This is a genomic window from Pseudomonas sp. F2 (genome assembly GCF_057174385.1).
The window spans coordinates 3157398-3176174 of the sequence record NZ_CM169904.1; the positions used below are offsets into that span (position 1 = coordinate 3157398).

Genomic DNA, 18777 nt, shown 5'->3' on the forward strand with positions numbered 1-18777 from the left:
TTTCCTCCGTACACGGTGACGGCCGTCTTGGCCCGCGCAGCTTAAGGCCTACGCCGGTTCAGGGCTAGGGCCGGCACGCGCGCAAGTCCATTTGCCCAGGCAAATTAATTCATTAACAAGGTTTTCACTATCGATTCACAACCTGATCACAGTGGCATCGCGACACTCGCGCGCCATTGCTATGAGGAAAACGAGACGATGGACTCTTTCAAGACAGCGCCCGTGCGCCTTCTGCTGCTGATCACCGGTGCCTGGCTGGTTATTTTTCTCCTGACGCGCGCGGTTCTGTTGCTGACTCACCTGGATGAGGCCGGTGGCTTCGCCCTTTCCGCGTTCGGCATCGGCGCGCTGTATGACCTGGGGTTTCTTGCCTACGCGGCACTGCCAATGGGCCTGTACTTGCTGCTCTGCCCGCCGGGCATGTGGCACCGTCGCGGACATCGCGGGTTCCTGCGCGTCCTGCTGACGATCAGCCTGTTCGCCATGTTGTTCGTGGCGGTGGCCGAATGGCTGTTCTGGGACGAGTTCGGCGTGCGCTTCAACTTCATCGCCGTCGATTACCTGGTGTACTCCGACGAAGTGCTGAACAACGTCCTTGAATCCTACCCGATCGGCAAACTGCTGAGCCTTCTCGCCGTATTGGCCGTGGTCATCAGTTTCGCTTTGCGCAAGCCGTTCAATGCCGCCATGAATGCCCCGCTGCCACCGCTGCGCGGACGTCTGCTCAGTGCACTGGGCCTGCTGATCGTCGCGGGTCTGAGTCTGCAACTGCTCAGTCAGGACGCCCCACGTGCCCAGGGCGGCAACGCCTACCAGAACGAGCTGGCCAGCAACGGTCCGTATCAGTTCTTCGCCGCGTTCCGTAATAATGAACTGGACTACACCCAGTTCTACAAAAGCCTGCCGGCTGAAAAAGTCGCCAGCCAGATCCGTTCCGAGCTGAGTGAGAGCGACGCGCGCTTCATTGGCAAAGATCCACAGGACATTCGCCGGGTGATCGACAACCCGGGCACCCCGCGCAAGCCGAACATCGTGCTGGTGACCATCGAAAGCCTGAGCGCCAAGTACCTGGGCAGCAACGGCGACGGTCGCAACCTGACGCCGAACCTCGACGCCTTGCGCAAGCAGAGCCTGTACTTCAATAACTTCTACGCCACCGGCACCCGCACCGACCGCGGTCTGGAAGCCATCACCCTGGCCATCCCGCCAACGCCGGGCCGCTCGATCGTCAAGCGCATCGGTCGTGAGAGCGGTTTCGCCAGCCTTGGCCAACAGCTCAGCGCCGTAGGTTACGACAGCGTGTTCGTCTACGGCGGACGCGGTTACTTCGACAACATGAACGCGTTCTTCAGCGGCAACGGCTATCGCGTCGTCGATCAGAGCAGCGTCGATGAAGCCGAAATCCACTTCAAAAACGCCTGGGGTATGGCTGACGAGGATCTGTATCGCCAGACCCTGAAGCTGGCGGACGCCGATTACGCCAGGCAACAGCCGTTTCTGCTGCAATTGATGACCACCTCCAATCACCGCCCTTACACCTACCCGGACAACCGCATCGACATCAAGTCCGGTAACGGCCGCGATGGCGCGGTGAAGTACACCGACTATGCGATTGGCCAGTTCCTCGAGCAGGCGCGGCAGAAGCCGTGGTTCGACAATACGATCTTCATTTTCGTCGCCGACCACACCGCGGGCAGCGCCGGCAAGGAAGACTTGCCGATCAGCAACTATCAGATCCCGCTGTTCATCTATGCGCCGAAAATGATCGAGGCTCGCGAAAGCGCGCAACTGGCCAGCCAGATCGATCTGGCCCCGACACTGCTGGGCCTGCTGAACCTGGATTACACCTCGACGTTCTTCGGCCGCAACCTGTTGCAGGACAACCCGCTGCCACCGCGCGTGGTGGTCGGCAACTACCAGCATCTGGGCCTGTTCGATGGCAAGGATCTGGCGATCCTCAGCCCACGCCAGGGCTTGCGCCGGCATGACGATGCGTTGACCGAAAGCCGCGAGTCGCGGGTCAGCAGCGACGACCCGCTGATTACTCGCGCGATCACCTATTACCAGACCGCCAGTTATGGCTTCAAACAGCAGTTGCTGAGCTGGAAGCCTGTGAAAGAAGAGGCTCCGCAGGTCAGTGATCGTTAACTGAAGACGGACGTTGTTGTGTCAGTCAGCCTCTGTGTTGACTGACATGACGCCATCGCTGGCGAGCCAGCTCCCACAAGGATTGCGCTAAACCTGTGGGAGCTGGCTTGCCAGCGATGGGCGCACCTCGGTATAGCGCCAACGACAAATCGAAGGCAATAAAAAACCCCGCCTGCTCATCGCAGGCGGGGTTTTTCGTTACAGGGTAAGGCTGGCTTACATCATGCCGCCCATGCCACCCATGCCGCCCATGTCTGGCATACCGCCGCCAGCCGAGCCTTCTTTCTTCGGTGCATCAGCAACAGCTGCTTCGGTGGTCAGGATCAGACCGCCGATCGAGGCTGCAGCTTGCAGAGCGGAACGGGTGACCTTGGTTGGGTCCAGGATGCCCATCTCGATCATGTCGCCGTATTCGCCGGAAGCGGCGTTGTAACCGAAGTTACCTTTGCCGTTCTTCACTTCGTTGACCACTACGCTCGGCTCGTCACCGGAGTTGGCAGCGATCTGACGCAGCGGTGCTTCAACAGCACGACGCAGTACAGCGATACCGACGTTCTGGTCAGCGTTGTCGCCGGTCAGTTCGGTCAGGGCTTCCAGAGCACGGATCAGCGCAACGCCACCGCCAGGTACCACGCCTTCTTCAACGGCTGCACGGGTTGCGTGCAGGGCGTCTTCAACGCGGGCCTTCTTCTCTTTCATTTCAACTTCGGAACCAGCGCCAACCTTGATCACTGCAACACCGCCGGACAGTTTGGCCAGACGCTCTTGCAGTTTTTCACGGTCGTAGTCCGAGGAAGTTTCGGCAACCTGGGCGCGGATCTGAGCGATACGTGCTTCGATGTCACCTTGTACGCCAGCACCGTCAACGATGATGGTGTTCTCCTTGGACAGGGTCACGCGCTTGGCGTTACCCAGGTGCTCCAGGGTGGTGCTTTCCAGGCTCAGGCCGATCTCTTCGGAGATCACGGTACCGCCGGTCAGAACGGCGATGTCCTGCAGCATGGCCTTGCGACGGTCGCCGAAGCCTGGCGCCTTGACGGCTGCAACCTTGACGATGCCACGCATGTTGTTCACGACCAGCGTCGCCAGGGCTTCGCCTTCAACGTCTTCGGCAACGATCAGCAGTGGACGGCCGGCTTTGGCAACGGCTTCCAGCACTGGCAGCATTTCGCGGATGTTCGAGATCTTTTTGTCGACCAGCAGGATCAGCGGGCCGTCGAGCTCGGCCACCATGGTGTCCGGCTTGTTGACGAAGTACGGGGACAGGTAGCCACGGTCGAACTGCATGCCTTCTACAACCGACAGTTCGTTTTCCAGGCCCGAGCCTTCTTCAACGGTGATCACGCCTTCTTTACCGACCTTTTCCATGGCTTCGGCAATGATGTCGCCGATGGAGTTGTCGGAGTTGGCGGAGATGGTACCTACCTGAGCGATGGCCTTGGTGTCAGCGCATGGCTTGGACAGGGCTTTCAGCTCTTTGACGATGGCGATGGTCGCTTTGTCGATACCGCGCTTCAGGTCCATCGGGTTCATGCCGGCAGCGACGGCTTTCAGGCCTTCGTTGACGATCGATTGAGCCAGAACGGTCGCAGTGGTAGTACCGTCACCAGCGTCATCGTTGGCACGGGAGGCAACGTCTTTGACCAGCTGCGCGCCCATGTTTTCGAAGCGATCTTCGAGTTCGATTTCCTTGGCGACGGAAACGCCGTCCTTGGTGATGGTCGGAGCGCCGAAGCTCTTCTCGAGAATCACGTTACGGCCTTTCGGGCCCAGGGTCGCTTTTACCGCGTCAGCCAGAACGTTGACGCCTTTGAGCATCTTGGAGCGAGCGGCATCGCCGAACTTAACTTCTTTAGCAGCCATGATCGATATTCCTTAAATACTTTGTAGTAACGGGAAAATGAACGGGGGTATCAGCCTTCGATAACAGCGAGGATTTCGTTCTCGCTCATTACCAGCAGGTCTTCGCCGTCAACTTTCACAGTGTTGCTGCCGGAGTAAGGACCGAACACAACCTTGTCGCCTTCCTTCACGGACAGTGCACGCACTTCACCGTTTTCCAGAGCCTTGCCCGGGCCTACAGCGAGAATCACACCGTGGTTGGCTTTTTCAGCAGCCGAACCTGGCAGGACGATACCGCCAGCGGTTTTCTTTTCTTCTTCGCTGCGACGGATGACGACGCGGTCATGCAGAGGACGAAGCTTCATTGTCGATCTCTCCTAATTGTGGTTTTCATCGGCCGGTGTAGTCCCGGCGGGTTTAACAAATCCGGCCTGCGCCGGTTGCGGTTCGTCGAGCGAACCGCGGAAGTCTGTCCGGCTTGAATGCCGGAAACCTTTCGGTGACCGATACATAAGGGCGCATAAGCTGATTACAAGGGCGGGGACAGAAAATTTTTCATCATGTGCCCCTTGAATGCCGCGCATAAACAAACGGCACCCGAAGGTGCCGTGTCAATGCAGGGGTTACTGGCTGTCGCGATGTTCGAACTCGCCTTCGATCACATCACCCTCGCGGCCCAGAGGCTGGCGCGGTGCAGGACCGCCACGGGGTTGCAGGTCATCGGCAAAGGCCCGCTGACGCATCGCCTGCTCTTCGGCGCGCTGACGCATTTTATTGGCCAGCAGACGACGGGTGAACGGCAACAACATCACCAGACCGACCACGTCACTGACGAAACCCGGCAGGATCAACAGGCCGCCAGCCAAGGCAAGCATCAAGCCTTCAAGCATGGTCTGTGCGGGCAACTCACCGCGATTCAGGCTTTCACGGGCACGCAGCGCAGTTGCCAGACCGGCGACGCGCAGTACGAACACACCGAACATCGAGCCGAGAATGATCAGCAGCAGGGCCGGGAAAAACCCGATCGCCCCTGCCACTTTGACGAATACGAACAGCTCCAGCACCGGAAACAGCAGAAAGAGCAACAAAAAAGGGCGCATCAAAGATTCCTCAACGCAAGAAATGCCTTGCAGTAAGCCTTAGATGACGTCGCCCTTTCGTGAATTCAAGCGTCGGCCACCGCATTTTTTGGCCAGACCTCGGCGTGAGCCAGAGAAACCAAGGCTTCGCGCACTTGTATCGGCGTATGACAAGGCGCTTGAAAGGGCAACCAGTACAGTGCCTGACCGATGCGCAGGTGCATGCCTTCGCTGTCGATTCCGGCCAGTTGCGCCGGCACGGTTTGCGGCAACCCGCTGAGCTCCACGTAATGCGCGATGGCTTTGGCGTGATCGCTGTTCATGTGCTCGACCATGCTGATTTCCGCCTTGCCGGCGAACGGATTGGCCAGGGTCAATTGATCGACCCAGTGAATCGCGCCGAAACCGCCGATGTAGCGGTGACGTACCGGGTTGAGCACCCAGAAATCAAAATCGTGGGCCTTGTGGTAGTTCTGCGAATCGGGGAAATAACGGTAGTAACGCTCGGCGGCGCCTTCGATAGCCGCCGGATCTTCGAGCTTTTGCGCCTCGGCCAGATAGGTCAGGCGACCAACGGCCTGCACGTCGTCGGCCTCACGCTCGCCCACCAGCAGCGAACACTTCGGGTCCTTCTGCAGGTTGTGAGTGTGTTGGGCGATGCGGCTGATCAGGATCAGCGGGCGGCCTTGCTCGTCCAGGCAATACGGCACCACTGAGCCGAACGGGAAACCGGGCATCGATTTGGAGTGGGTCGACAATACGCCACGGTATTCCTTGAGAAGCAATTCTCGGGCATTCTTGGCCGCTTCAACGCTCAATTTATGACTCCTTAAATAGAATCCGTCAAAAAAACGGACAGGCGCCTGGGGATAAGTCCCTGTAACGCCATCGGGCAATGCTCATGTGCAATCTGGCCATACCGGTACGGATCGAGCGTCGCCAATAACAAAAACCACTCAGACCGGCTATCGGGGCATGCGCATGCAACTCAACGACAAAGTAATCATTATCACCGGCGGTTGCCAGGGTTTGGGCCGTTCCATGGCCGAGTATTTCGCCGGCAAAGGCGCCAGGCTTGCACTGGTCGACCTCAATCAGGAAAAACTCGATGACGCGGTGGCAGCCTGCAAGGCCAAGGGTGTCGAGGCGCGCAGCTATCTGTGCAACGTGGCCAATGAAGAACAGGTTGAACACATGGTCGCGCAGGTTGCCGAAGATTTCGGCGCGATCCACGGCCTGATCAACAACGCCGGAATCCTGCGCGATGGCCTGCTGCTCAAGGTCAAAGACGGCGAAATGAGCAAAATGAGCCTGGCCCAGTGGCAGGCGGTGATCGACGTTAACCTGACTGGCGTGTTCCTGTGCACCCGTGAAGTGGCGGCGAAAATGGTCGAGCTGAAGACCAGCGGCGCGATCATCAACATTTCCTCGATTTCCCGCGCCGGTAACGTCGGCCAGACCAACTATTCCGCCGCCAAGGCAGGCGTGGCCGCAGCCACCGTGACTTGGGCCAAGGAACTGGCGCGTTACGGCATTCGCGTGGCGGGCATTGCGCCGGGCTTCATCGAAACCGAGATGACCCTGGGCATGAAGCCCGAAGCGCTGGAAAAAATGACCTCGGGTATTCCGCTCAAGCGCATGGGCAAGCCGGAAGAGATCGCCCATTCGGCCGCGTACATCTTCGAAAACGACTACTACACCGGGCGGATTCTGGAGATGGATGGCGGGTTGCGCATCTAAAGCAAGATCAAAAGATCGCAGCCTGCGGCAGCTCCTACACAGAGCTTTTCTGTAGGAGCTGCCGCAGGCTGCGATCTTTTAGCAAACGACGCCGATCAATCGTCACTGATGCTGATATTCGGCATTGCCGGCGTCGCCGCTTCCTGCAACACAATGCGCGCGCCGACGTGGCGGGCCAGTTCCTGATAGACCATGGCGATCTGGCTGTCCGGCTCGGCGATCACCGTTGGCTTGCCGCCATCGGCCTGCTCGCGGATCAGCATCGACAGCGGCAGCGAGGCCAGCAGTTCGACACCATATTGAGTCGCCAGCTTCTCGCCACCGCCCTCACCGAACAGATGCTCGGCATGTCCGCAGTTCGAGCAGATGTGCACCGCCATGTTTTCCACCACGCCCAGCACCGGGATGTTGACCTTGCGGAACATTTCCACGCCTTTGCGTGCGTCCAGCAGCGCCAGATCCTGCGGGGTGGTGACGATCACCGCACCGGCCACCGGGACTTTCTGCGCCAGGGTCAATTGGATGTCGCCAGTGCCTGGCGGCATGTCGATGACCAGATAATCGAGGTCGCCCCACGCGGTTTGCGTAACCAGTTGCAGCAACGCGCCGGAGACCATCGGCCCGCGCCAGACCATCGGCGTGTTGTCGTCGGTCAGGAACGCCATCGACATGACTTCGACACCGTGGGCCTTGAGCGGCACGAACCACTTCTGATCCTTGACCTCGGGGCGAGTGCGCTCGGGGATGCCGAACATGATGCCCTGGCTCGGGCCATAGATGTCGGCGTCGAGAATCCCCACCCTGGCGCCTTCGCGGGCCAGCGCCAGTGCGAGGTTGGCCGCAGTGGTCGACTTGCCCACACCGCCCTTGCCCGACGCCACGGCGACCACGTTCTTGACGTTGGCCAGGCCCGGGATCTGGGCCTGGGCCTTGTGCGCGGCGATCACGCTGTCGACCTCGACCCTGGCGATCGTCACCCCATCGAGGTTTTCGATGGCCAGTTGCAGCAACTGCGCCCAGCCGCTCTTGAACAGGCCGGCGGCGTAGCCGATTTCCAGCTGAACCTTGACGCGGTCGCCATCGATCTCGATGTGTTTCACGCAACCGGCGCTGACCGGGTCCTGGTTCAGGTAGGGGTCGGTGTATTGGCTGAGGACGGCTTCCACCGCTGCGCGAGTGACGGCACTCATGGGCAACTCCGATAACAAGACTGGGAAAAGATGGCGGGTATCGTACGCTGGACGCTGATTTGTGGCGAACTGATTACTTCAACCCGTTAACCCCTGTGGCGAGGGGATTTATCCCCGATCGGCTGCGCAGCAGTCGCAAAACCATCACCCGCAGTGTGTCTGACAGGCCCTGATATCGGGTTTGGGGGCGGCTTCGCCACCCATCGGGGATAAATCCCCTCGCCACAAATGCTCTCAAAGTACCCAGCGGCACAGGGTGAAAAATATGCGCCAGCGCTTTATAGTGGCCGACCTCCGTTTCATCAAGTAGCGAAGCCCCACATGTCCGAACCACGCAAGATCCTCGTCACCAGCGCCCTGCCCTACGCCAACGGTTCGATCCACCTTGGCCACATGCTGGAATACATCCAGACCGATATGTGGGTGCGCTTCCAGAAGCATCGCGGCAATCAATGCATTTATGTCTGCGCCGACGACGCCCATGGTTCGGCGATCATGCTGCGCGCGGAAAAGGAAGGCATCACTCCGGAACAACTGATCGCCAATGTGCAGGCTGAACACAGCGCCGACTTTGCCGAATTCCTGGTCGACTTCGACAACTTCCACTCCACTCACGCCGAAGAAAACCGTGAGCTGTCGAGCCAGATCTACCTGAAACTGCGCGATGCCGGGCACATTGCCCAGCGCTCGATTACCCAGTATTTCGACCCGGAAAAGAAAATGTTCCTGGCCGACCGCTTCATCAAGGGCACCTGCCCGAAATGCGGCACTGAAGACCAGTACGGCGACAATTGCGAAAAATGCGGTGCGACCTACGCCCCGACCGACCTGAAGGATCCAAAGTCGGCCATCTCTGGCGCCACTCCGGTGCTCAAGGATTCCCAGCACTTCTTCTTCAAGCTGCCAGACTTCCAGCAGATGCTGCAGACCTGGACCCGCAGCGGCACCCTGCAGGACGCCGTGGCCAACAAGATCGCCGAGTGGCTGGACGCCGGCCTGCAGCAGTGGGACATCTCCCGCGATGCGCCGTACTTCGGTTTCGAGATTCCGGACGAGCCGGGCAAATATTTCTATGTGTGGCTGGATGCGCCGATCGGCTACATGGCGAGTTTCAAGAACCTCTGCAACCGCACGCCGGAGCTGGACTTTGACGCGTTCTGGGGCAAGGACTCGACCGCCGAGCTGTACCACTTCATCGGCAAGGACATCGTCAACTTCCACGCCCTGTTCTGGCCTGCCATGCTCGAAGGCGCCGGTTTCCGCAAACCGACCGGGATCAACGTGCACGGCTACCTGACCGTTAACGGCCAGAAGATGTCCAAGTCCCGTGGCACGTTCATCAAGGCGCGCACCTACCTGGATCACCTGTCGCCGGAATACCTGCGTTACTACTACGCGGCCAAACTGGGCCGTGGTGTCGATGACCTCGACCTGAACCTCGAAGACTTCGTGCAGAAGGTCAACTCCGACCTGGTCGGCAAAGTGGTCAACATCGCCAGCCGTTGTGCCGGTTTCATCCACAAGGGCAACGGCGGCCTGCTGGTCGACAACAATGCTGCGCCAGAGCTGACCGAGGCCTTCCTCGCCGCGGCGCCAAGCATTGCCGACGCCTATGAAGCCCGCGACTTCGCCCGCGCCATGCGCGAAACCATGGCCCTGGCCGACCGCGCCAATGCCTGGATCGCCGACAAGGCGCCATGGTCGCTGAACAAGCAGGAAGGCAAGCAGGATGAAGTCCAGGCGATCTGCGCCACCGGCATCAACCTGTTCCGCCAGCTGGTGATCTTCCTCAAACCGGTGCTGCCGCTGCTGGCCGCCGACGCCGAGGCATTCCTCAATGTCGCCCCGCTGACCTGGAACGACCACACCACCCTGCTGGCCAACCATCAGTTGAACGAATTCAAACCGTTGATGACCCGCATCGACCCGGTAAAGGTGCAAGCCATGACCGACGCCTCGAAAGAAGACCTGACCGCCAGCCAGACCGACACCGGCGCTGCCGCACCTGCGGGCAATGGCGAACTGGCCAAGGATCCGCTGTCGCCGGAAATCGACTTCGACACCTTCGCCGCCGTCGACCTGCGCGTGGCCCTGATCGTCAAGGCCGAACACGTGGAAGGCGCGGACAAGCTGCTGCGCCTGACCCTGGACATCGGTGATGAGCAGCGCAACGTGTTCTCCGGAATCAAGAGCGCCTACCCGGACCCGTCGAAACTCGACGGTCGCCTGACCATGATGATCGCCAACCTCAAGCCCCGGAAAATGAAGTTCGGCATGTCCGAAGGCATGGTGATGGCCGCCGGCCCTGGCGGTGAAGAAATCTACCTGCTGAGCCCGGACAGCGGCGCCAAGCCGGGTCAACGCATCAAGTAAGACCCAGCGGTAAAACGATCCCACAGGCATGTTCTGCAGGCCTGTGGGATTTTTCATATCTGGCCCACCCTTCGCGGGTGCCGGATAATGCCTAACCTTAAGTGACACCCGCCCGTTGCTGCCGGCAGAACCATGACCGAACTTGCGCTTACGCTGATCAGTGCCGCCCTGCTCAACAACTTCGTGTTGCACTGGCCGCTGGGTGTCGATCCGTTGCTGGCCGGCAGTCGGCGCCTGGTGCATGCGCTGGGGCTGGCGACGGGGTGCCTGATGCTGAGCGTCGGCATCTTCGGTTACGCAATCTGGCACTGGCTGCTGGTACCGCTGCAACTGCAGGCCCTGCACCTGTTCGTGTTCTTGCCGCTCAACGTGCTGCTGATCGCGCCAGTATTGAAACTGCTGACCCGTGCGCTGCCTGACTGGCCCTTCGATGGGCTATGGCCATTGTTGTTGGGCAATGCCGGCGTGCTGGGGCTGGCCTTGATCAATGCGCAAAATGATCATGGCCTGTTGCAGGCGGCGGCACTGAGCCTCGGCGCCGGGCTAGGTTTCTGGCTGGTGCTGAGCCTGTTCAGCGACTTGCGTGAACGCACGGCGGACAACGACATTCCCCTGCCCTTTCGCGGCTTGCCGATCGACCTGATCGGCGCCGGACTGATCGCAGTGATTTTTCTCGGATTCAGTGGACTGATCAAAACATGAGTCTGATTCAACTCATCGACGCCCTCCTGCCGCAGACCCAGTGCGGCAAATGCGGCCACCCCGGGTGCAAGCCCTATGCGCAAGGCATCGTCGACGGCGAACCGATCAACAAGTGCCCGCCCGGCGGCGACGAAACCATCGCCGCCCTGGCTGAACTGTTGAAAGTACCGGTGCTGGAACTGGACGTCAGCCGCGGCGCGGCACCGCCACAAGTGGCCTACATCCGCGAAGCCGAGTGCATCGGCTGCACCAAGTGCATCCAGGCCTGCCCGATCGATGCCATCGTCGGCGCGGCGAAACTGATGCACACCGTGCTGATCGACGAATGCACCGGTTGCGACCTGTGCGTGGCACCGTGTCCGGTGGATTGCATCGAGATGCACCCGCTGCCGCTCGGCACCTTGCCGGTGGTCGGTGGTCTGGCGACCAGCCTTGAAGAGCTACGCGCACGCACGGCCAAACGCGATCATGCGCGCCAGCGTTTTGAACGCCGCCACGTCCGCCTGCAACGTGAAGAACAGCACAAACAGGCCGAGCGCGAAGCCCGCGCGCAACGGGCGGCGCAACCGGCGGCGACCACTCTCGACCCGGTGCAGGCAGCTCTGGAACGGGTGCGCGCGCAGAAAGCCGCAACCGCCGATGCGGCGCTGAAGAAAGCCAAGATCGATGTCGCCATGAGCCGCGCGCAATTGCATAAATCGCTGAAAGCCTTCGGCCATCCACCGACCTTCGAACAGCAATCGCAACTGATCGTGCTGCAGCAGCAGTTCGAAGCGGCAGAACAGGCGCTGGCGAAACTCGAAAGCAGCGCCGCCGTTCCAGCCGCTGCGGCTCCGGCTCCGGCTCCGGCTCCAGCGAAAGACGCGGATCTGAAACGGGCAAAAATCCAGTTGGCCATGCGTCGCGCCGAACTGAAAAAGGCTCAGACCGCCGAAGCACACGCGCAGCAGATTGCCACGCTGGAACAGGCCCTGCGTGATGCCGAGCAAGCCCTGCATGTGGCCGAGGCGGCCAGTGAGCAGCCTGTGCCTGATCGGGTCCGGGTGGAAAAGCGCCCGATCGACAACCAACTCCGCCATTTGAAAACCGAATTGGCCTACGCCCGCGCCGACCTGAGCAAACTCGAACGCCGCGCCGACACACCGAATGACATCCTCGACAAGGCCCGCGCTCGCCTGCTGGCCGCCGAGCGTCAGGTGCAAGACCATGTCGCCCCGTGAGGCACCGGATGATCGCCTGCAACAGGCGATGAAGCAGGTGCTGCTGGCCACGCTGCCGGGATTGTTGGCACTGTTCTGGTGTTACGGCTGGGGCGTGCTGATCAATTTGATTCTGGCGGCGAGCACGGCGCTGCTGATTGAGGCCGGCGTCACCCGCCTGCGGCGCCAACCTTTGCAACTGACGCTCAGCGATGGCAGCGCGCTGGTCAGCGCGACACTGCTGGCCGCTGCCCTGCCGCCTTACTGCCCGTGGTGGCTGACCGTGACCGCGGTGGCTTCGGGTCTGCTGTTCGGCAAGCATTTGTACGGTGGTGTCGGCAAGAATCCGTTCAACCCGGCCATGCTCGGTTTCGCCCTGGCGATGCTGCTGTTCCCACAACCGATGACCCACTGGCCGGCACACGGCATGAATCTGCAGGCCGCTTTTGCCCAAGTCCTGAATCTGGGCCAGGCCCCGGACGCCTGGGTGCAGGCCACTGCGCTGGACAGTCTGCGCATCAACAAGAGCCTGACCATGGATGAGTTGTTCGCCGCCAACCCGGCGTTCGGCCGCTTCGGCGGACGTGGCGTGGAGTTGATCAATCTGGCGTTTCTCGCCGGCGGGCTGTGGCTGTTGCAGCGCCGGGTAATCGCCTGGCAAGCGCCGGTCGGCATGCTGGCCAGCCTGTTTGTTGTCAGCCTGCTCTGCTGGAACGGTTCGGGTTCCGATTCCCACGGCTCACCGCTGTTTCATCTGTTGAGCGGGGCAACCATGCTCGGTGCCTTTTTCATCATTACCGAACCGGTATCCGGCGCCAAAAGTGCGTTGGCCCGGCTGCTGTTCGGCGTTGGCGTCGGCTTGCTCACCTACCTGATTCGCACATGGGGCGGCTACCCCGACGGTGTCGCGTTTGCGGTGTTGCTGATGAATCTCTGCGTGCCAGCGCTGGAACGTTTTGCCGCCGCCCGCCAGACGCAGGTGCAATCATGAGCCGCACGGTTTCTGTCGTGATGCTTGCGCTGCTGGCCGGCGCAGGGCTCGGCCTGACTTATGTGGTGCAACGCGCCAGTGCGCCGCAGATTGCCAGCGAGCAAGCCCTGCTCGACAGCCGCAAGCTGCTCGATGTGCTCGCGGCCGATGCATACGACAATCAGCCGCTGGAGCAGCCACTGGCGTTGACTGATGCGACGTTGAGCCACAGCAAACTGCTGGCGGGTTACCGCGCCAGCAAAGCCGGGCAGCCGGTGGCCGTGCTGTTGCGCACGCAGACCGAGGGTTATGCCGGCGTTATCGAACTGCTGATCGCCATCGATGCCAACGGCAGACTGCTGGGGATAAAAACCCTGCGGCACAACGAAACGCCTGCGCTCGGCGGACTTATTGGTGACTGGCCGAACCACTGGCTGGCGACATTTACCGGGCAATCGCGTCACGCGCCTGACGACGCAGGCTGGGCGCTGAAAAAGGATCAGGGACAGTTCGATCAACTGGCGGGCGCAACCGTCACCTCCCGGGCCACCGTCAATGCCATCCACGACGCCCTGCGCTACTTTGATGAGCACCGGGCAACCTTGCTGGGGATCGGATCATGAACCGGCCGACAAACCTGACGAATGCTTTGATGCTGGTTGTGCTGCTTGGCACCAGTACAACACTGGCTAGCGCACTGGGCATGCTGCTGATGTCGGGCGTCGTCGTGGCGGTTTACGGTGTCTGTTTCGGCGCATTGCGCTCGCGACTGTCTGACCGCGACCGGATGCTGGCCAGTCTGCTGCTGGCCGCCACCCTGACCAGTTGCGCCAATATCCTCGCGCAACGCTGGGCGTTGCAGTGGCAACAGTCACTCGGAATCTATACCGGGCTGATCGCCTTGCAATGCGTGGTGCTGGAATACAATGGATTCTTTGCCCAGGCATTTGGCCTGCGCCTGAAGTTTTTTGGCCTGTCGAGCGGGTTGCTGATCGCGCTGGCTGGACTGCGTGAACTGTTCGGTCAGGGCCATATCGGCCATGGCCTGCCTGAGCACTGGCAAGGCCTGGTGCTGCTCAACGAAGGGCTGCACCTGTTCACCCTGGTTCCCGGCGCCTTTATCGTGCTTGGGCTTCTGCTCGCCGCCCGCCAGGCCTGGACCCGTTCGAACGCTCTCTCCAAGGAAACACATCATCCATGAATGCCGCAAAACGTCTGGAAATCTTCCGCAGACTTCATGAAGACAATCCCGAGCCGAAGACCGAGCTGGCCTATTCCTCGCCGTTCGAGTTGTTGATCGCGGTCATTCTTTCGGCGCAATCAACCGACGTCGGCGTCAACAAGGCCACGGCCAAACTGTTCCCGGTGGCTAACACCCCCGCTGCGATCCACGCACTGGGCGTCGAAGGGCTGTCCGAATACATCAAAACCATCGGTCTCTATAACAGCAAAGCGAAAAACGTGATCGAGACCTGCCGCATGCTGGTCGAACTGCACAATGGCGAAGTCCCGCAGACGCGCGAAGAACTGGAAGCGCTGCCCGGCGTCGGCCGCAAGACGGCCAACGTGGTCCTGAATACCGCTTTCCGTCAGTTGACCATGGCGGTCGACACGCACATTTTTCGTGTGAGCAACCGCACCGGTATTGCCCCGGGTAAAAATGTCGTTGAAGTTGAAAAGAAGCTGATGAAATTTGTGCCAAAAGACTACCTGCTGGATTCTCACCACTGGCTGATTCTGCACGGTCGCTATGTGTGTCTGGCGCGCAAGCCACGCTGTGGCAGCTGCCGGATCGAAGATTTGTGCGAGTACAAACACAAAACCTCGGACGATTGATTGGCTATTGGAATAATTGATTTACCGATTGAAAAAATCTTTTTTACCCGCAGCAGGAATATCGATATAAGGAGCGCCAAAGGCAGTCTTAGCCTGGAGTTCACCTTATGACTGACAGCAAAGAACAACTGGATGTAGATGACGATTTCACCGCTGTAGAAACCGACGACGCCGAACCGGTGGTCGAAGTCGCCAAGACCAATCTGAGCAAACGCCGCACCATCGACAACCTGCTTGAGGAGCGCCGACTGCAAAAGCAATTGGCCGATTACGATTTTGATCTCTGACACCTGAAAGCCTCCCTGACCGGAGGCTTTTTACTTTCTGCAGCATCTGACATGGCGCGGCCCACGCTGCCCCGGGCTTCAGGAACATCAGACAAGCCCGTTGCGTTGCGCCAGTTCAATCAGATCCACCAACGACCGGGCATTGAGTTTCAATAGCAGGCGGGTCTTGTAAGTGCTGACCGTCTTGTTGCTGAGAAACATGCCATCGGCGATTTCCTTGTTCGTTTTACCCCGCGCCAACTGCTGCAACACCATCATTTCCCGCCCTGACAGGCGGTCTACCATATCGGCCTCGCTGGCATTACCGAGGCTGGTACGTACGGTATGCAGGGCCTGATTGGGAAAATAACTGTATCCGGACAGTACGGCTTTGATCGCACTGAGCAGCTCCGTCAGATCCTGCTGTTTACAGACATACCCTGCCGCCCCCGATTGCATGCAGCGCATTGAAAAATGCCCTGGGGCCTGGGAAGTCAACACCAATACTTTCAGGGGCATCGGTGTCGAGTTCAGGCGCGCAATAACTTCAAGACCATCGAGCTTCGGTATTCCAATATCCAGGATAACGATGTCCGGCATCTGTTCACGCGCAAGTTGCAAAGCATCTACACCGTTATCCGTTTCTGCAATGACTTCGTAGCCATGACGTTCCATCAGCATACGCACAGCAAGACGAATGACGGGATGATCATCCACGATCAGCACTTTATTCATGGGCAAGTCCAGTTTCGCTGTTCGAATTTTTAGAGCACGCACAATAGCCCAGTCACTTCCGACATGGCACAAGAGAGTTCCATCGCACTCCCAGCGAAAGACATTCCCTACAACAAATAAAGACTATTCCTACAAAAAAACCCACTGACGCACTATTTCCATGACACGACTGTTTTTCCACCCCCTGCACCGACGTGAAAAATACTACGCCCTGAAGCCCTTGCGCACTCGCTTTAAGAGCAAGTTGCTCATCGAATGCAGACAGAATATTCCTGTTCGATGAGTACCTTTGACTCGCCCGCCATCGGCACTTGGCAGATGACCAATTGTAAAAAACAACATACAAACCATTCAGAGCACTTTAACAATCAATGTCTGAAACAAGATACTTCTACCCAATTGATTTTCTTTAATATAAAAATAGCCTCAAGCATAAACTTCAACCCACAGCCAACCACTCCACCTATCGGAAACACACATTTAATGAGCACTTCCCATGATAAAAGTCAGAAAAAAGATAACCAACCCCATGACTATAATTGCGATATTTGCATTTATTTCCGAATCATCAGCCGCCATTTCCTTGCCTTTTTTAGATAACAACGAAAGGGAGGTCTATGTCTGGTTTCTGATCAGCTTCCCGTTTTACTTGTTGCTGCTGTTTTTTCTAACACTGAACTTCAACTACCGCTCTCTGTACGCCCCCTCGGATTTCGAGAAAGATGACAGCTTTCTAAAAACCTTTGAGGAACTCAAGACCACCGAGAGCACCCCTGATTTGTCTCCGACAGACACTTCAATTGCAAGCGGCAAGAAATCAAATTCGAATAAGCCAGAACGAACGCTACCAAAACAAGGTACTGACCAGACGCACTCCCATCGGTCTGCTGAAATAGCCTGCCCGGAGGAACCGTGGATTGAACACAACATTCAGTTCCCTAAACCCGTGGGCACGTTGCGTGCCATAGATGTACGTCCGATGAACAATTCACAGGCGTTCAATATTCTGGTCGAACACTTTCCGCGCCTGAGCAAGCAATCAACCAAGGCAGTGCTGTTTTTGACCGATCCCGTATCCGAAGTTTTGCTCAAGCAAAGGACGCTCAGCCTTATCAGACAGTCGAAGAAAAGCGGCGGCGCGAAACTCTTTGTCGCCTATAACGTGAGTACGCAAAGCACTACGGTTCTGAGAGAACTATGAAACGCAAGGCAGATGCCTGAAATGGGTATTCAAGAAAACCCCGGAATGGGCCGTAGCGACAGACAATCCAGGAGAGCGCCAGACGAGCACAAAAAAATGGCGGCTTTGTCCAGAGACAAGCCGCCATTTTTCATACAGGCCTGCGTGACTTAAAACAGCTTGCGGCCCTTGTTGGCTGCAATGCGCATGCGCAGCGCGTTGAGCTTGATGAAGCCCGCCGCATCGGCCTGGTTGTATGCGCCGCCGTCTTCTTCGAAGGTCGCGATATTGGCGTCGAACAGCGAATCGTCGGACTTGCGGCCGGTAACGATCACGTTGCCTTTGTACAGCTTCAGACGAACCACACCGTTCACATTGACCTGCGAAGCGTCGATCATCTGTTGCAGCATCAGACGCTCCGGGCTCCACCAGTAACCGGTGTAGATCAGGCTGGCGTATTTCGGCATCAGCTCGTCTTTGAGGTGAGCGACTTCGCGGTCCAGAGTGATCGATTCGATGGCGCGATGTGCACGCAGCATGATCGTGCCGCCCGGGGTTTCGTAGCAACCACGGGACTTCATGCCGACATAGCGGTTTTCCACGATGTCGAGACGGCCGATGCCGTGAGCACCACCGATCTTGTTCAGTGTCGCCAATACGGTGGCCGGGGTCATTTCGACGCCGTCGAGGGCAACGATGTCGCCGTTGCGGTAGGTCAGTTCCAGGTATTGCGGGGTGTCGGGAGCCTTCTCCGGGGAGACGGTCCAGCGCCACATGTCTTCTTCGTGCTCGGTCCAGGTGTCTTCCAGCACGCCGCCTTCGTAGGAGATGTGCAGCAGGTTGGCGTCCATCGAGTACGGGGACTTCTTCTTGCCGTGACGCTCGATCGGGATCGCGTGCTTCTCGGCGTAGTCCATCAGCTTCTCGCGCGACAGCAGGTCCCACTCACGCCATGGCGCGATCACTTTCACGCCTGGCTTGAGGGCGTAGGCACCCAGTTCGAAACGCACCTGGTCGTTGCCCTTGCCGGTGGCGCCATGGGAAATGGCGTCGGCGCCAGTTTCGTTGGCGATTTCGATCAGGCGCTTGGCAATCAGCGGACGTGCGATGGAAGTACCCAGCAGGTACTCGCCTTCGTAAACGGTGTTGGCGCGGAACATCGGGAACACGAAGTCACGCACGAATTCTTCGCGCAGGTCGTCAATGTAGATTTCTTTGACGCCCATGGCCTGAGCCTTGGCGCGAGCCGGCTCGACCTCTTCGCCCTGACCCAGGTCGGCGGTGAAAGTCACCACTTCACAGTTATAAGTATCCTGCAGCCACTTGAGGATCACCGAAGTGTCCAGGCCGCCGGAATACGCCAGAACGACCTTGTTTACGTCCGCCATGCCATCACTCCACGGGGTTCTACGGAAAGCCGAGGAGTCTACCGCTCAAATCCGATAATTTACAGAGGCGCGACAGCTTAAGACGACAAAGCGACAGAATCTGTCGAGAGCGCGACGATGACCGGCGGG

18 protein-coding genes are annotated in these 18777 nt (G+C 58.9%); 11 read left to right on the forward strand and 7 right to left on the reverse strand.

Translation table 11 applies throughout. The annotated features are described in order from the left end of the window. Window positions 1-198 precede the first annotated feature (198 nt). Window positions 199-2148, forward strand: coding sequence for an LTA synthase family protein (locus AC193Q_RS14120; protein ID WP_483878551.1), 1950 nt, complete (start codon window positions 199-201; stop codon window positions 2146-2148). Between the two features lie 216 nt (window positions 2149-2364). Here AC193Q_RS14120 and groL read toward each other — a convergent pair whose 3' ends face one another. From groL to AC193Q_RS14140, 4 genes are all read right to left on the reverse strand, one after another. Further along, window positions 2365-4011, reverse strand: a complete 1647-nt coding sequence (gene groL, locus AC193Q_RS14125; protein WP_007964008.1) for a chaperonin GroEL — start codon at window positions 4009-4011, stop codon at window positions 2365-2367. 50 nt (window positions 4012-4061) lie between these two features. Beyond that, window positions 4062-4355 carry a co-chaperone GroES gene (locus AC193Q_RS14130; protein ID WP_007916610.1) on the reverse strand — a complete coding sequence of 98 codons (294 nt, stop codon included), beginning with the start codon at window positions 4353-4355 and terminating at the stop codon, window positions 4062-4064. Window positions 4356-4613: 258 nt separating this feature from the next. Continuing rightward, window positions 4614-5090 carry an FxsA family protein gene (locus tag AC193Q_RS14135; RefSeq protein WP_095668424.1) on the reverse strand — a complete coding sequence of 159 codons (477 nt, stop codon included), beginning with the start codon at window positions 5088-5090 and terminating at the stop codon, window positions 4614-4616. Window positions 5091-5155: 65 nt separating this feature from the next. Next, complete coding sequence (locus tag AC193Q_RS14140; protein WP_047296178.1) at window positions 5156-5887, reverse strand: HugZ family pyridoxamine 5'-phosphate oxidase; 732 nt, start codon at window positions 5885-5887, stop codon at window positions 5156-5158. 163 nt (window positions 5888-6050) lie between these two features. On the opposite strand from AC193Q_RS14140, the gene AC193Q_RS14145 reads away from it, so the two are divergent. Beyond that, complete coding sequence (locus tag AC193Q_RS14145; protein ID WP_047296308.1) at window positions 6051-6809, forward strand: SDR family oxidoreductase; 759 nt, start codon at window positions 6051-6053, stop codon at window positions 6807-6809. Between the two features lie 95 nt (window positions 6810-6904). Here the strand turns inward: AC193Q_RS14145 and apbC are convergent, their stop codons facing one another. Further along, complete coding sequence (apbC, locus tag AC193Q_RS14150) at window positions 6905-7999, reverse strand: iron-sulfur cluster carrier protein ApbC (protein ID WP_182402265.1); 1095 nt, start codon at window positions 7997-7999, stop codon at window positions 6905-6907. 321 nt (window positions 8000-8320) lie between these two features. On the opposite strand from apbC, the gene metG reads away from it, so the two are divergent. The 8 genes from metG to AC193Q_RS14190 all read left to right on the forward strand — a co-directional run bounded on the left by metG (window position 8321) and on the right by AC193Q_RS14190 (window position 15366). Then, a complete protein-coding gene (gene metG, locus AC193Q_RS14155) occupies window positions 8321-10372 on the forward strand; it encodes a methionine--tRNA ligase (RefSeq protein ID WP_047296182.1) in 2052 nt (683 codons plus the stop codon). A 132-nt stretch (window positions 10373-10504) separates the two neighbouring features. After that, window positions 10505-11074 carry an electron transport complex protein RnfA gene (locus tag AC193Q_RS14160; protein WP_121186961.1) on the forward strand — a complete coding sequence of 190 codons (570 nt, stop codon included), beginning with the start codon at window positions 10505-10507 and terminating at the stop codon, window positions 11072-11074. After that, a complete protein-coding gene (gene rsxB, locus AC193Q_RS14165; RefSeq protein WP_483878552.1) occupies window positions 11071-12294 on the forward strand; it encodes an electron transport complex subunit RsxB in 1224 nt (407 codons plus the stop codon). The genes AC193Q_RS14160 and rsxB overlap by 4 nt, the downstream gene beginning before the upstream one ends. Further along, on the forward strand, window positions 12281-13264 hold the full coding sequence (locus AC193Q_RS14170; RefSeq protein WP_483878553.1) for an RnfABCDGE type electron transport complex subunit D: 984 nt from the start codon (window positions 12281-12283) through the stop codon (window positions 13262-13264). Before rsxB ends, AC193Q_RS14170 begins: the two co-directional genes overlap by 14 nt. Next, window positions 13261-13866: an RnfABCDGE type electron transport complex subunit G gene (locus AC193Q_RS14175; RefSeq protein ID WP_483878554.1), complete on the forward strand. Its 606-nt coding sequence runs from the start codon at window positions 13261-13263 to the stop codon at window positions 13864-13866. Before AC193Q_RS14170 ends, AC193Q_RS14175 begins: the two co-directional genes overlap by 4 nt. After that, window positions 13863-14444: an Rnf-Nqr domain containing protein gene (locus tag AC193Q_RS14180; RefSeq protein WP_483878555.1), complete on the forward strand. Its 582-nt coding sequence runs from the start codon at window positions 13863-13865 to the stop codon at window positions 14442-14444. The genes AC193Q_RS14175 and AC193Q_RS14180 overlap by 4 nt, the downstream gene beginning before the upstream one ends. Then, on the forward strand, window positions 14441-15079 hold the full coding sequence (nth, locus tag AC193Q_RS14185) for an endonuclease III (protein WP_003227707.1): 639 nt from the start codon (window positions 14441-14443) through the stop codon (window positions 15077-15079). The genes AC193Q_RS14180 and nth overlap by 4 nt, the downstream gene beginning before the upstream one ends. A gap of 107 nt (window positions 15080-15186) precedes the next feature. After that, window positions 15187-15366: a PA3496 family putative envelope integrity protein gene (locus AC193Q_RS14190; protein ID WP_041068377.1), complete on the forward strand. Its 180-nt coding sequence runs from the start codon at window positions 15187-15189 to the stop codon at window positions 15364-15366. Between the two features lie 87 nt (window positions 15367-15453). Here AC193Q_RS14190 and AC193Q_RS14195 read toward each other — a convergent pair whose 3' ends face one another. Then, entirely contained in the window at window positions 15454-16080 is a 627-nt protein-coding gene (locus tag AC193Q_RS14195; protein WP_003227711.1) for a response regulator transcription factor, read from the reverse strand. Between the two features lie 496 nt (window positions 16081-16576). Between AC193Q_RS14195 and AC193Q_RS14200 the strand changes: the two genes are divergently transcribed. Further along, window positions 16577-17281 carry a hypothetical protein gene (locus tag AC193Q_RS14200; RefSeq protein ID WP_047296195.1) on the forward strand — a complete coding sequence of 235 codons (705 nt, stop codon included), beginning with the start codon at window positions 16577-16579 and terminating at the stop codon, window positions 17279-17281. Between the two features lie 149 nt (window positions 17282-17430). Here AC193Q_RS14200 and AC193Q_RS14205 read toward each other — a convergent pair whose 3' ends face one another. Beyond that, on the reverse strand, window positions 17431-18648 hold the full coding sequence (locus AC193Q_RS14205) for an argininosuccinate synthase (RefSeq protein ID WP_027612065.1): 1218 nt from the start codon (window positions 18646-18648) through the stop codon (window positions 17431-17433). Window positions 18649-18777 lie beyond the last annotated feature (129 nt).